The sequence below is a fragment of the Streptomyces sp. NPDC002623 genome (assembly GCF_053592635.1).
Window position 1 is genome coordinate 611,461 of the sequence record NZ_JBSFWB010000002.1, and the last position, 13,296, is coordinate 624,756.

Here is a 13,296-nt window from a genome sequence, read left to right on the forward strand (position 1 = left end):
TCGCGTTCCCGGAGCGGAGGGGGGTATTCCTACGACCGCCGGTTTTTTTCGAGCCGCTTTCCCGAGCCGCCTCCCGGGCCGCCCTTCAGCGGGTCACCCCGTGCACCCCTGCTGCCCCGACGCCAGCACCGCGCAGGCCCTCGCCTCCGCCGCGTCCTTCACCGCCACCATCGGGGTGTACGCGATCGTGTCGCCGGCCGCGGTGATGCTCCCGGTCTCGCGGACCGAGCCGACGGTCACCCCGACCGAGTCCCCCTGCGCGGCCTGCGTGATCCTGCCCCAGGCCGCCCCGCAGGTCCGGCTGTAGCGGACCTCGACCAGGGTCGTCCCGACCGTCGCGGTCTTCGCCGTCGCCACGAGGTCGCCGCTGCACCCCATCTCCTCCGCGTCCCGCCCCGTGCAGTCCGCGCCGGTGCACAGCACCCCGGAGGGCAGCACGGGGGCCGGACTGGCGGACGGCGACGGCGACTTGGCGGCGCCCACCGCCTGCTTCGGGTCCCCGCCCTCGGTCAGGAGGAACGCGCCCACGACGACGATCACCACACCCACGACCCCGATGAGGAACAGCCCGGCGCGGGAACCGGCGGCGGAGGCGGGCGCGCTCGCCGGGGAGGACGGCGCGGCTTCGGGCGTCCCGGGCGGCTCCTGCGGTTCCCGCGTCTCGGGCGTCTCGGGCGGCGGCGGCCCGAACTCCCCCAGGGCGGCGCGCGCCTGGGCGATCCGGACGGCCTCCATGGTCCGGTCGTGCCGCAGCTCCGAGCGGCTCCAGGCCCGTTCGGCCAGCTCCCACATGGTGGTCAGATGGATGGGAGGCGTGCCGGTGACCTCCGCCAGCGCGACGATCGCCCCCTTGGGCGCGAGCAGCCGGCCGTTGAGGTAACGCTCCCAGGACGTCTTGCTGTAGCCCGTGCGGTCGGCCACCGCCGCGACGCTCAGTCCCGTGCGGTCCACGACTCTTCGCAACTGCTCGGCGAACTCCCTTACCTGCGGGTCGAGTTCGTCCGGCAGATCCCTCCAGCGTGGCATCGAGTCCCCTCCCTCCACCAAGTCCGCCATTGTCCAGGTTAGACCCGATGTGTGTCAGCCGAAGGCGAGCGCTCCGCCGACGGCCGTGAGCAGCAGGGCGAGCAACAGCAGGACCGCGTAGAGGAGAAGGCGTCCGGCCGGCCGGGGCGGCGGCTGCGGCGCGGGTTCCTCCAGCCGGTCCCACCACGGGACCGTCGGATCGTCCTCGTACGCGTCGGCCGGACTCGCCGCCGCCGGTCGCGGCCAGGCCTCGACCGCCAGCTCCCAGCGCACGACGTGCCGTTCGGCCTCCGCGCCGGCCAGCCCCGCGACCCTGCACAGCGCGGCGACGGCCTGCCGGGGCGGCGGCTGGACGCCGTTGAGATACCGCTGCCAGGAGGACTTGCTGTACGCGGTGCGCGCGCCGAGCGCGGCGAGGCTGAGTCCCGTACCGTCCTTGAGCTGCCGCAACTGTTCCACGAAGTGCCGTACCTCCGACGGCAGCCCGTCCGGCAGCGGCTGCCAGGCGCCCATCCCGCCCGCCTCCCCTTCGATCCGTTGGGGGGACGACGCCGGGCGGCCGGACGGTTCCCGCGGCGCGGACGGCTGTGGCGGGGCGCGCACACCGTAGCGGAACGGTCACTTCCGTGCCACAGCGTCCGGACAGCTGTTGAACAGGGCGTTCACGATGGAGGAGCGTGGAGCACGTCGGCGGCCCGTCCTTCTCGGGGGATGAGGACGGGCCGCCGCACGCCTGCGTTCGGCGCTGCATCCGGTTCCGGGGTCAGCTGCTCACGGTGAAGTGCAGGGTGTCCTTCAGGAACGGGATCTGCAGCCACGGGTTGGGCTGTGCCATCAGCGCGAGCAGGACGATCGCCGTGCCGAGCACGCCGTAGGTCGCGATGTCGGTGAAGCGGGAGCGCACGGCGAGCATGCCGACGCCGGGCAGCAGCCAGCGCAGGACCGCGCCGAGCAGCAGCCCGACGCCGATCAGGATGGTGCCGATCCGGAACACGTCGAGCGCGGTCACCAGCAGACCGACCGCGACGATGCCCAGGACGGCGATGATCGGCCACTGCCGGGCGGCCAGCGCGTCACCGGGCGCGGCCCGGCCGGCGCCTTCGGGGCGCGCGGTGTCCCGGGTGAACTTCGGGAAGCGCCGGGTGGTGCGGCGCGGCACGCCGTCGGCGTCCGGCGCCTCGTTGCCGTCGCCCGCTGCGGGGGTGTTCTCAGGCGACACTGCGCTCCGCCGCCTCGACCACGTTGACGAGCAGTTGGGCACGGGTCATCGGGCCGACGCCGCCGGGGTTCGGGGAGATCCAGCCGGCCACCTCGCGGACGTCCGGGTGGACGTCGCCCACGATCTTGCCCTCCGCGCCCCGCGAGACGCCGACGTCGAGGACGGCCGCGCCCGGCTTGACGTCCTCGGCCCGGACCAGATGGGCGGAGCCCGCGGCGGCGACGATGACGTCCGCCCGCTTCAGGTGCGCCGAGAGGTCCCGGGTGCCGGTGTGGCACTGGGTCACGGTGGCGTTCTCGGTGCGCCGGGTCAGCAGCAGCGGCATCGGACGGCCGATGGTGACCCCGCGGCCGACGACGACGACCTCGGCGCCCTTGATCTCGACGCCGTACCGGCGCAGCAGCGTGAGCACGCCGTTGGGGGTGCAGGGCAGCGGCGCGGGCTCGTTGAGGACCAGTCGGCCGAGGTTCATCGGGTGCAGGCCGTCGGCGTCCTTGGCCGGGTCCATGAGCTCCAGGATCCGGTTCTCGTCGATGCCCTTGGGCAGCGGGAGCTGGACGATGTAGCCGGTGCAGGCGGGGTCGTCGTTCAGCTCCCGGACGACCGCCTCGATCTCCTCCTGGGTGGCCGTGCCGGGCAGCTCGCGCTGGATGGACGCGATGCCGACCTCGGCGCAGTCACGGTGCTTGCCGGCGACGTACTTCTGGCTGCCGGGGTCGGTGCCGACGAGGATCGTGCCGAGTCCGGGCGTCACGCCCTTCGTCTTCAGCACCGCCACGCGGGCGGCCAGCTCGGACTTGATCTCGGCTGCGGTTGCCTTGCCATCGAGAATCTGGGCGGTCATGTGCCCATCCTCCCGGATGACGGCCCCCGGGTTCCAATCCGGGTGACCCCGCACGACCTGTCCAGGTGACGCGCGCGCCCAGGCTGACGTGTGCGGATCTGATCGACGAAGCGATCAATGATGTTGCACTTGCACAACACATGGGGAATGCCGCGGAATGCGGCTGGACAACAAACCGGCCATTGCAGAACGATTGACGCCACAGTGCCGCGGGCAGTACCGGGGGGACGAACCGCATCTGTAGAACTTTCCTCCGAGCCAGACCGCGCGTCCCCGCACTCGAGTGCACACGGAGGAAGGACCGCCATGAGTTTCGGCGACCCGAACAACCCCTACGGCCCGCCGCAGGGTCCGCCGCAGGGCCAGCCGCCGGGCTACCCGCCGCAGGCTCCGCCGCCCCAGCAGCCCGGCTACGGCTACCCCACCGCTCCCCAGGGTCAGCCCGGCTACGGCTATCCGCAGGCCCCGCCGGTCCCCCAGGGGTACGGCTACGGCGTCCCCCAGGAGATGCCCGGCCTGGTCAAGACCGCTCGGGTGCTGCTGTTCATCATCGCCGGCTTCCAGTTCCTGGCCGGCGTGATCATCGGCATCGCGGCCGGCGCCCTGCAGGACACGTCCAACGCGTTCGGCTCCGGCGACGAGAGCAGCACGGCGACGGGCGTCATCATCGCGATCGCGCTGCTGATGCTGGGGCTGGGCAGCCTGTCGATCTTCCTGGGCGTGAAGTTCAAGACGGGTCGCAGCGGCATCCGGATCACCACGCTCGTGTACTCCTCGCTGATGATCCTGGGCAGCCTGGCCAACATCGTGCAGGGCGGGGGCGGTTCGGCCACCTTCGGCGGTGTCATCTCGCTCGCCATCGGCGGCATCATCCTCTCCGCGATGATCAGCGGCGGAGCCTGGTTCAACCGTCCGCGGTACTGACCGCGCGCACGGCCGGAGCCAGACCCTGATGCGTCTCCAAGGAGCCGAGCCGGTCGGGATCGGTCGGAAAAGATCAAGGGAAAGAACAGGGAAAGATCACCGGAACGGCTTCTTCTCGCCATTCCTCACCAGGGCCGTGTCACGTCGTGACACGGCCCTGTCCCGTCGCCCACCCTGATGCCGTAGAAGCAGGTGGGGACGGGGTGACACACCGTGTACAGCATCATCGTCGTACCTCCGGGAGCGCACGAGCCCGGGCGGCTTCGGCTCGCCCCCGGTGAGCGGCTGGCCTTCGGACGGTCGGCGCACGACAACGACCTGGCGATCCCGCACGAGGGCGTCTCCCGGCGGGCCGGCGAGATCACCGCGCAGGGCGCGTTCTGGATACTCAGCAACTTCAGCCGCGAGCAGACGTACGTCGTGGAGAACCCGGAAGGCGCCGGCGAGCACATCAAGGTCGGGCCCGCGCGTCTGGACGCGCCCGTCCCCTTCGAGTTCGCCCGGATCGTGCTGCCCGCGGCGGGCGACCTGCTCACGTTCGAGGTGTGGGCCCCGCGCCACGACTACCTGGGCACGTCGTCGGGCCTGGACGGCGCGACCACCGCGCCCGCGTTCTCCCTGGACCGCACCAAGCGCTACTTCGCGGTGCTGGCCGCCCTGTGCGAGCCCCGGCTGCGCGGCGCGCCGCACGCCCCGCTGCCCACCGTCGACCAGGTCGTCGCCCGGCTGCGTCCCGGCTGGCCCGCCGCCTCCCGCACCTCCGTGCAGTGGAACATCGACTACCTGGCCGTGAAGCTGCGCCTCAAGCCCGGCCCCGACACGGCGGACCCGGGCCCGCGGCTCAACGGCAAGAAGGAGTCCCTGGTGTCGCTGGCGCTCCGCTTCGACCTGGTGCGCGAGGACGACCTCGTCCTGCTGTCGACCGACCGGGCGGCGGTGCGGTGACCGAGCCGTACGCGGTCCGGGTGCCCACGGGCTACCGGGTCGGCCGGTGGGAGGTGCGGGAGCCGATCGCGACCGGGGCGTTCGGCAGCGTGTACGCGGCGCAGCGACGCGCCTGCGGCCCGGTGGGTGACAACGATGTTCCGACCGCGGCGCTGCCGGAGTCCGCCGCGCTCAAGTTCCTGCCCACCGGCACCCACACCCCCCGCCAACTCGCCCATCTGCGCGAACTGGCCGAGCGCGAGGTGGAGTTGCTGAGCCGGCTGAGCAGCCCGCGCCTGGTCCGCCTCTACGAGACCCTCACCGTGGACGACCCGTCCCGCCCCGAACTCGACGGCGCCACCGTGCTGGTGCTGGAGAAGGCCGACGACTCGCTGGCGGCGCTGCTGAACCGCGACCCGGCGCCCGCCGCAGGTCCCGCCCTGCTCGCCGAGATCTGCGCGGGGCTGGCCCAGTTGCACCGGGCGGGCTGGGTGCACGGCGATCTGAAGCCGGCCAACGTCCTGCTGATGAAGGACGGTTCGGCGCGGCTCGCCGACTTCAACATGGCCGCCGAGCTGGAGGGCACCCACGCCTACACACCGGCCTTCTCCACCCCCGACTACACCCCGCCCGAGCTGTTGTGGGCCGAGATCGGCGAACGCGGCCGCCGGATCCGCCCCTCCGCCGACGTCTGGGCCTTCGGCGTCCTCGCCCATCTGGTCCTCACCGGCTCCTTCCCGCTGCCCGGCGGCACGCCGACGGCCCGCCGTGACGCGGCGGTCGCGTACGCGCGCGGCACCGCCGAACTGCGGCTGTCCCCCGAACTCCCGGACGCCTGGCGGGAGATCGTCCACGCCTGTCTGGCCCGCACGCACGCCGACCGCGTCGGCACGGAGGCCTTGCTGCGCCGGGTGGAGACCGCCACCGCCACCGCCACCGCGCCCAGCGGCCGCCGGCCCCGGCTGCTCACCGGTCGGCCGTCCCGCCGCACGACGGTCCTGGCCGGCGTCCTGGTGACCGTCGCCCTGGGCTACGGCGTCAGCGTGTGGGCCGGCGGCCTCCTCGACTCGGGCGACGGCAAGGGCGGTGGGAGCGGGACGGCGAGCGCCGCCGCGCAGTACGGCGCGGCGGATCTGCGCACCGACAAGGGCGTGCCGGCCGCGTACCGGCTGCTCATCGTCGAGACGGCGCACGACTGCGACCACGACTCCGTCACCCCCTCCCTGATCGCCGCGATGCTGAAGGTGGAGAGCGACTTCGACCCGGACCTCGCCGACCCCGACAAGAACGAGTACGGGATCGCCCGCTGGACCCCGAGCGTGCTGCGCTGGTGGATGAACGCCGACGGCACCCCCGGGGAGGCCGTCCCCTCGCCTCCCTTCCCGCCGGCCGAGTCCGTCCCGGCCATGGGCCGCTACCTGTGCTGGATCGCCCCGCGGCTGGACGCCGACCTCAAGGGCGACCGGCGCGTCCTGGTCGCCGCCGCCTACCGCACCTCGTGGGACGTCGTGAACAAGGCGGACGGCGTCCCCTCGGAGTACCGCGCCTACGCGGACCGGGTCGCCCACTACCTCAAGGAGTACACGCCCCCGGGCCGGAAGTGACCCTGAGAGTTCCGAGGTACCCCTCCCCCGTCGCGTGCCCGATGGTGTGAGTGCCGCACGGGATACGGGCGGCGTCCGGGAAACCACAGGGGAAACGGGGGTACGTCCCATGAAGCGTGTTCTCGCTTCGCTGTGTGCGGTCGCGGCGGTGACGGGGGCCGTCGCGACCGGATGCGGCACCGGTTCGGACGCCGAACGGGCAGCCCGGCCCGCGCCGCTGACCTGGCAGCAGGAGCTGCGGATCAGCGACGCGCAAGCGCGGCTGACCTCCCGGTGCATGAAGCGTCACGGCTTCACGTACTGGGAGGACCGCACCCTGACCCTGCGCGAGAGCAGACCGGTGCGGTACGTGCAGGACGACGTGGCCTGGGCGCGGACGTACGGCTACGGCGGCCGGATCGACGCGGAGCAGGAGCGGCTGCACACCGACAATCCCATCGCCGCGTACCGGCAGGGCCTGTCCGCCGCCCGCCGCGCCGCCTTCGACGAGGCGCTGGACGGCGGCGCCGGCACCCGCGTGCTCACCGCTGCGCTGCCGGGCGGCGGGGAGATCCGCAAACGCCTCGGCGGCTGCACGGGGGAGGCCGAACGCGAGCTCTACGGCGATCCGGCCGAATGGTTCCGCACCGGCAAGGTCGCCACGGGCCTCAACTCGCTCTACGGCGGACAGCTCATGAAGGACCGTGAGCTCACGGCTGCGGTGGGGGCCTGGTCCCGGTGCATGAAGACCGCGGGGCAGCCCTACAAGGACCCCCAGGCGGCCCGGGACGCCGTCCGCACCGCCACCGCCCGGCTGGGCGCGGCCCGCGCCGACGAGGCGTTCGCCGCCGAGCGCAGGACCGCCGTCGCGGACGCGACCTGCGCCCGCGAGACCTCCCTGCGGGCCGTGGCCACGGCCCGGGAGACGTACTACCAGGACCGCCTGCGCGACCGGTACGGCAAGGACGTCGACACCTATCGACGTCTCGGTCGGCAGGCCTACGACCGGGCGGTGCACGTCGTTCCGGAGCGCGGCTGACCACCGCGCCCCGGACGGGCGCCGCCCACGCACCACCCGCAAGGCACCACCACCTACGAGGGGAAACACCATGCGCAAGTTCACCGTCACGGCAGCGCTCGTCGCGCTCACCGCGCTGGGCGTCGTCGTGCCCACCGCGACCGCTCAGGCGGCCGGGTCCACCGTCGCCGGCCCCGGCTGCGACAGCAAGTGGGGTCCGCGCAACGGCAACGTGTACGCCTGGCAGGACCTGGACTGTCAGGGCGCCCAGCTCATCGGCACGCCGGGGAACAGCACCTACTGGGGCGCCTCCAACGACAAGGCCACGTCCGTCATGAACCGCGGCTACACCGGTGGCCGGGACGTCGTCGCGTTCTACCAGGACATCAACTACGGCGGCGGCCACGCCTGCCTGAAGCCGGGCGAGCTGTACGCCGACAACCTGACCGACAACGCGTTCACCAACGGCGTCAACGTGAACGACGCGATCACCTCGCACCAGTGGGTCGTCGCGAGCGCCTGCGGAGCCTTCCTGACGTGATGCCCGTGACGAGGGGGGCGGCCCGGCGCTGTGCCGGACCGCCCCCCTCGCCCTGTGCGGCTCAGTGGAAGAAGTGCCGCGTCCCCGTGAAGTACATCGTCACGCCCGCCTTCTTCGCGGCCTCGACGACCAGTTCGTCACGGACCGAGCCGCCGGGCTGCACCACGGCCTTGACTCCCGCGTCGAGCAGCACCTCCAGCCCGTCCGGGAACGGGAAGAACGCGTCGGACGCGGCGTACGAACCGCGTGCCCGTTCCTCGCCCGCCCGCTCGACGGCCAGCTTCGCCGAGTCGACCCGGTTGACCTGCCCCATGCCGACGCCGACCGAGGCGCCGTCCTTGGCGAGCAGGATGGCGTTGGACTTCACGGCCCGGCACGCCTTCCAGGCGAAGGACAGCTCGCTCAGCTCCTCGGGGCTCAGCGCCTCCCCGGCCGCGAGGGTCCAGTGGGCCGCGTCGTCGCCGTCGGCCTGCAGCCGGTCGGCGACCTGGAGCAGCGCGCCGCCGCCGACGGGCTTGAGCTCGACCGGGCCGGACGGGCCCTGCGGCGCCTTCAGCACCCGGATGTTCTTCTTCTTGGCGAGGGCCTCCAGGGCCCCCTCCTCGTAGTCGGGCGCGACGATGACCTCGGTGAAGATCTCCGCGACCTGCTCCGCCATCTCCTTGCTGACCGGCCGGTTGACGGCGATGACGCCGCCGAACGCCGACAGCGGGTCACACGCGTGTGCCTTGCGATGCGCCTCGGCGACATCCGCGCCGACGGCGATCCCGCACGGGTTGGCGTGCTTGATGATCGCGACGGCCGGCTCGGCGTGGTCGTACGCGGCACGGTGCGCGGCGTCCGTGTCCGTGTAGTTGTTGTACGACATCTCCTTGCCGTGCAGCTGCTCGGCCTCGGCGAGACCGGCGCCACTGCCGTCCACGTAGAGCGCGGCGGGCTGGTGCGGGTTCTCGCCGTAGCGCAGGGTGCTCCTGCGCTCCCAGGTGGCGCCGAGGAAGTCGGGGAACCGCGACTGGTCCACGGGCGCGTAGGAGGAGGCGAACCAGGAGGCCACGGCCACGTCGTAGGCGGCGGTGTGCTGGAAGGCCTCGGCGGCGAGCCGCTTGCGGGCGGCGAGGTCGAACCCGCCGTCCTGCACGGCCGCGAGGACGTCGGCGTACCGCGCCGGGCTGGTGACGACGGCCACCGACGGGTGGTTCTTGGCGGCGGCACGCACCATGGACGGCCCGCCGATGTCGATCTGCTCGACGCACTCGTCGGGCGAGGCGCCCGAGGCGACGGTCTCGCGGAACGGGTAGAGGTTGACGACGACCAGGTCGAACGGCTCGACGCCCAGCTCGGCGAGCTGCTCGCGGTGGCTCTCCAGGCGCAGGTCGGCGAGGATGCCGGCGTGCACCTTGGGGTGCAGGGTCTTGACCCGGCCGTCCAGGCACTCGGGGAAGCCGGTGAGCTCCTCGACCTTGGTGACGGGGACGCCGGCGGCGGCGATGCGGGAGGCGGTGGACCCGGTGGAGACGAGCTCCACGCCCGCCTCGTGCAGCCCGCGCGCGAGCTCTTCCAGACCGGTCTTGTCGTAGACGCTGACGAGCGCGCGACGGATGCCCCGCTTGCTGCTCTCGGCCGTGACAGTGCTGTCGGCGGTCACTGGATAACTACCTTTCGTCCCTCAATGCGATAGCCGTTGCGGGCGAGCCGCCCCACGACCTCGACGAGCAGCCTTCGCTCGACTTCCTTGATGCGCTCGTGCAGAGCGCTCTCGTCGTCCTCGTCCCGGATCTCGACCACGCCCTGGGCGATGATCGGCCCGGTGTCGACGCCGTCGTCGACGAAGTGGACGGTGCAGCCGGTGACCCGCGCGCCGTACGCGAGCGCGTCACGCACGCCGTGGGTCCCGGGAAAACTGGGCAGCAGCGCGGGATGCGTGTTGACGACCCGCCCCCCGAACCGCGCCAGGAACCGCTTCCCCACGATCTTCATGAACCCGGCGGACACGACGAGGTCGGGCTCGTGCTCGGCCACGGCCTCGGCAAGAGCGGCGTCCCACTCCTCCCGGCTCCCGTAGTCCTTGACGCGGCGCACGAAGGTGGGAATCCCGGCCCGTTCGGCACGGGCCAGCCCCTCGATGCCGTCGCGATCGGCCCCGACGGCCACGATCTCGGCTCCGTAGGCCTCGACGCCGGCGGCTCCGACGGCGTCCAGGAGTGCCTGCAGGTTCGTACCGGATCCGGAGACCAGCACGACGAGGCGCTTGGCCACGGGCTTGGCGGCCACGGCGGGGGCCCTTTCTCGGGGAAACGTGTGTGCAATGCCGGCCCGCCCCGCGTCACTCACAGATGACCCGTTCACCCGTTCACCTGTTGACACGTTGCCACTCGCACGTTCGCCACTTGTACGTTCATACGAATGCATCGCGCCCCCGGATACGGGGAAGCCTACGAAGCAGCCGACCGTCAGCAACGATACCGGCACACGAGGCAGCCCCCACGGGACGGGGGCGTGGCCGGAAGGTAGCGTCTGCGACGAGCCGGATCGGGAACGCGGTGGTAGTGCGGTGCGTTTCCGAAGTGACAGCTCACTCCAGACAGTCGTACCTCCTAGGGGAAGACGCTCATTTGATGCCGGACCGCAGTCTGCGACTCCTCACGCTCCCCCCGCAGTCACCGCAGGGAGGGGAGCGCGGCGCCGTGCTGCTGCGGGAGCGCCCAGCCTCTCCCCCCGACGCCCCGTCGGGCGACAGCACACCCCCCGAGGACGACAACCCCTTCGCCCCGCCGCCGGAGGGCGCCCCGGACCGCCCCTGGCAGCCCCGGCGCCCGGCGGGCGGCGCCCCCGAGAGCGGGCGTTCCCCGTGGGGCGGCCACTGGAGCAACCAGCAGCCCGGCCGCTCCCCCGGCGGCTTCGGCGAGCGACCCGGCGGCGGCAGCCCCGAGGGCGGCGGCGGCCCCGGCAACACCGACCCCGGCAAACGCTGGGACCCCACGGACCCCGCCCAGCGCCGCGCGCGCTACGCCCTGCTCTGCGGTATGTGGGCCTTCTTCTTCGCCCTCTTCGGCTGGCCGTACGTGGCCCTGCTGCTCGGCGCACTGGCCCTGAACTGGGGCATCAGCGCCCTGCGCGCCAAGCCCCGCACCCCCGACCCGGACATCCCGCCCACCCCCGAGACCGGCGCCCGTCCCCAGCGGACCGCCGCCGTCAGCGGCCTGGTCACCGCGTCCCTGGCCCTGGCCCTGGTCGCCGCGAGCTTCACCGCGCAGCTGGTCTACAGCGACTACTACACCTGCACGAACGACGCCCTGACGAACGAGGCGAAGCAGTCGTGCAGCGACCTGCTGCCGAAGGAGCTGAAGGGAATCCTGGGCGCGAACGCCTGATTCCTTCAGGTCACCGCCCCTCCGGCCCGTCCTCCCCCGCCTCCCGCAGGGCGGCCCACCGAGCCTCCCGACCGACGTCCCCGCGCCACACCGGGTCCGGGTCCACGGGGTCGGGCTCGACGGCACCGGGCGCTGCGGGTACGAGGGGCGCTGCGTGCACGAGGGGCGCTGCGGGTACTTCGGGCGAGGGCACGGGCTCTGCGGGTACTACGGGCGAAGGCACGGGCTCTGCGGGTACTACGGGCGAAGGCACGGGCGCGGGGGCGGGTACGGACACGGATGTGGGCGCGGACACGGACGGGGGCCCTGGCGAGGGCGGGGGCTCCGCGGCGAAGGGCTCAAGGGGAGCGAAGTCGTACAGCTCCGACTCCGATCCGGACGCGGACTCCGCCCTCATCGCCACCGCCGGCACCCCCCGTTCCTCCTTCGCCCCACGCCTCCACCAGCCCCACCAGTCTCTCCATCCCTTCCAAGCCCCACCTGCCCCGCGAGCGCCCCGCTCCCGCCCTCTCTCCCGCTGCCCACGCCCCCGCCATCCCCGTACCCCCACAGCCACCGGCATCCCCACCCCCACGGTCCACAGCAGCACCGCGCCCCCCACCTGCCACCACACCGGCCCGAACCGAGCCAACGCGGCCACTCCCAGCGGGCCGCCGGCCAACCCCGCGAGCGCTCCCATCAGCGCCCCGCACACCGCCCCCGCCGCCGCGACGGCCTCCACGGTCCGCCGCCGCGACCAACGCCCCGCCGCGTCCGCCACGTCTGCCGCCCGGGCCACGAACACGCCCACCGTCACCCCGGCGACCAGCGGCACCACCCCCGCCGCCCAGTTCAACGCCGTCCCGCCTCCCGCCTCCGGCACCGCCGCCAGCAGCGGAAACGGCGGCAGCAGCGGCGCGGGGTCGGCGGACAGAGGTGCCATGACCTGCCCGGCCCCGAGGACGTACCCCGGACCGAGCGCGTACGCCGCACCCCACACCGCCGCGTTGGGCACCAGCGCCACGCACAGCAACAGCACCGCGAACCGCCCCGACCACCCCTCCGTGAGCTGCAGAAACGCCTGCCGAGCCGCATCCGCGTGCCACACCGACGAGGCCGCCACCAGCAACGCCCCACCCCCGACGAGCACCGCTGCCCCGGCCCCCGCCGCCCGCCCGGCGACCCCGAGCCGCGCGCGCCCGTCCTCCTCGAGGAGCAGCCGCCGCATCCCGCGCGGCAGCACCTGCAGTGCCCTGTCCACCGGCCCGCGCGGACGGCCGTGGGCCGACCAGGCCCCCGCCCCGGCCGCCAGCACGGCGACCGCGGGCACCGACACCGCCGTCCACACCCACGAGGGCCGCAGCACACCGCCGGCGGCGTAGCAGGCGATGCCCGAGCCGACGGCGAGGTAGCCGAGCACGACGCCCGCCCAGGCCGTACGAGCGCTCACGAGCGTCCCGTACTCGCCGGTGCCGTCCGCCTCGACGACGACGCCCCCGTCCACCGCGTCCCGCGCGGCGCGCCGCACCAGCCACACGGGCAGCACGAGCAGCAGCAGCGGAGTGACGCCGACCGGGGCCGGGACCCCGGACAGCGTGTCGACGCGGACCAGTTCCGCGCCATGGGCCAGCAGCCAGAGCGCGGCGGCGACGTGCAGCGCGCCGCCGGGCCCGCTGTCCGGATACGGGGAGCTGATCCACAGCACCATCACGAGCACGGCGAACGCACCGAGCCCCAGCCCGGCCGCGAGCACCCCGCCCAGGAAGCCGGCGGCGAGTCCGGGCGAGCGGTCGCGCATCCGGGCGAGCAGGGGCGACAGCGACAGTCGGCGAGCGGTCATCTGGATCACGACGGTCATGGTCCCAAC

13 protein-coding genes are annotated in these 13,296 nt (G+C 73.2%); 6 read left to right on the forward strand and 7 right to left on the reverse strand.

Annotated features, from left to right (window positions below; translation table 11 throughout):
- Positions 1-93: 93 nt before the first annotated feature.
- From ACWD4O_RS05475 to ACWD4O_RS05490, 4 genes are all read right to left on the reverse strand, one after another.
- On the reverse strand, positions 94-1,026 hold the full coding sequence (locus ACWD4O_RS05475) for a helix-turn-helix domain-containing protein (protein WP_451277630.1): 933 nt from the start codon (positions 1,024-1,026) through the stop codon (positions 94-96).
- A 54-nt stretch (positions 1,027-1,080) separates the two neighbouring features.
- Complete coding sequence (locus ACWD4O_RS05480) at positions 1,081-1,539, reverse strand: helix-turn-helix domain-containing protein (protein ID WP_451277632.1); 459 nt, start codon at positions 1,537-1,539, stop codon at positions 1,081-1,083.
- A gap of 250 nt (positions 1,540-1,789) precedes the next feature.
- Positions 1,790-2,245 carry a DUF3017 domain-containing protein gene (locus ACWD4O_RS05485; RefSeq protein WP_451277634.1) on the reverse strand — a complete coding sequence of 152 codons (456 nt, stop codon included), beginning with the start codon at positions 2,243-2,245 and terminating at the stop codon, positions 1,790-1,792.
- Positions 2,235-3,089, reverse strand: coding sequence for a bifunctional methylenetetrahydrofolate dehydrogenase/methenyltetrahydrofolate cyclohydrolase (locus ACWD4O_RS05490; RefSeq protein ID WP_451277636.1), 855 nt, complete (start codon positions 3,087-3,089; stop codon positions 2,235-2,237). Before ACWD4O_RS05490 ends, ACWD4O_RS05485 begins: the two co-directional genes overlap by 11 nt.
- Positions 3,090-3,395: 306 nt before the next feature.
- On the opposite strand from ACWD4O_RS05490, the gene ACWD4O_RS05495 reads away from it, so the two are divergent.
- From ACWD4O_RS05495 to ACWD4O_RS05515, 5 genes are all read left to right on the forward strand, one after another.
- Positions 3,396-4,013: a hypothetical protein gene (locus ACWD4O_RS05495; protein WP_451277638.1), complete on the forward strand. Its 618-nt coding sequence runs from the start codon at positions 3,396-3,398 to the stop codon at positions 4,011-4,013.
- A 213-nt stretch (positions 4,014-4,226) separates the two neighbouring features.
- Complete coding sequence (locus ACWD4O_RS05500; protein ID WP_351908614.1) at positions 4,227-4,958, forward strand: FHA domain-containing protein; 732 nt, start codon at positions 4,227-4,229, stop codon at positions 4,956-4,958.
- The gene (locus ACWD4O_RS05505) at positions 4,955-6,541 is read left to right on the forward strand and encodes a protein kinase domain-containing protein (RefSeq protein ID WP_451277640.1); all 1,587 of its coding nucleotides are present in this window, start codon (positions 4,955-4,957) and stop codon (positions 6,539-6,541) included. The genes ACWD4O_RS05500 and ACWD4O_RS05505 overlap by 4 nt, the downstream gene beginning before the upstream one ends.
- A gap of 109 nt (positions 6,542-6,650) precedes the next feature.
- Complete coding sequence (locus tag ACWD4O_RS05510) at positions 6,651-7,559, forward strand: hypothetical protein (RefSeq protein ID WP_451277642.1); 909 nt, start codon at positions 6,651-6,653, stop codon at positions 7,557-7,559.
- Positions 7,560-7,629: 70 nt separating this feature from the next.
- Positions 7,630-8,079, forward strand: a complete 450-nt coding sequence (locus tag ACWD4O_RS05515; RefSeq protein ID WP_451277644.1) for a peptidase inhibitor family I36 protein — start codon at positions 7,630-7,632, stop codon at positions 8,077-8,079.
- Between the two features lie 61 nt (positions 8,080-8,140).
- Here the strand turns inward: ACWD4O_RS05515 and purH are convergent, their stop codons facing one another.
- Both purH and purN read right to left on the reverse strand, forming a co-directional pair.
- Positions 8,141-9,724 carry a bifunctional phosphoribosylaminoimidazolecarboxamide formyltransferase/IMP cyclohydrolase gene (gene purH / locus ACWD4O_RS05520; RefSeq protein WP_451277646.1) on the reverse strand — a complete coding sequence of 528 codons (1,584 nt, stop codon included), beginning with the start codon at positions 9,722-9,724 and terminating at the stop codon, positions 8,141-8,143.
- A complete protein-coding gene (gene purN, locus ACWD4O_RS05525) occupies positions 9,721-10,350 on the reverse strand; it encodes a phosphoribosylglycinamide formyltransferase (RefSeq protein WP_358800863.1) in 630 nt (209 codons plus the stop codon). The genes purH and purN overlap by 4 nt, the downstream gene beginning before the upstream one ends.
- 344 nt (positions 10,351-10,694) lie before the next feature.
- Between purN and ACWD4O_RS05530 the strand changes: the two genes are divergently transcribed.
- On the forward strand, positions 10,695-11,450 hold the full coding sequence (locus tag ACWD4O_RS05530) for a hypothetical protein (protein ID WP_451277648.1): 756 nt from the start codon (positions 10,695-10,697) through the stop codon (positions 11,448-11,450).
- Positions 11,451-11,460: 10 nt separating this feature from the next.
- Here ACWD4O_RS05530 and ACWD4O_RS05535 read toward each other — a convergent pair whose 3' ends face one another.
- Complete coding sequence (locus tag ACWD4O_RS05535) at positions 11,461-13,287, reverse strand: cell division protein PerM (RefSeq protein WP_451277650.1); 1,827 nt, start codon at positions 13,285-13,287, stop codon at positions 11,461-11,463.
- Positions 13,288-13,296: the final 9 nt, after the last annotated feature.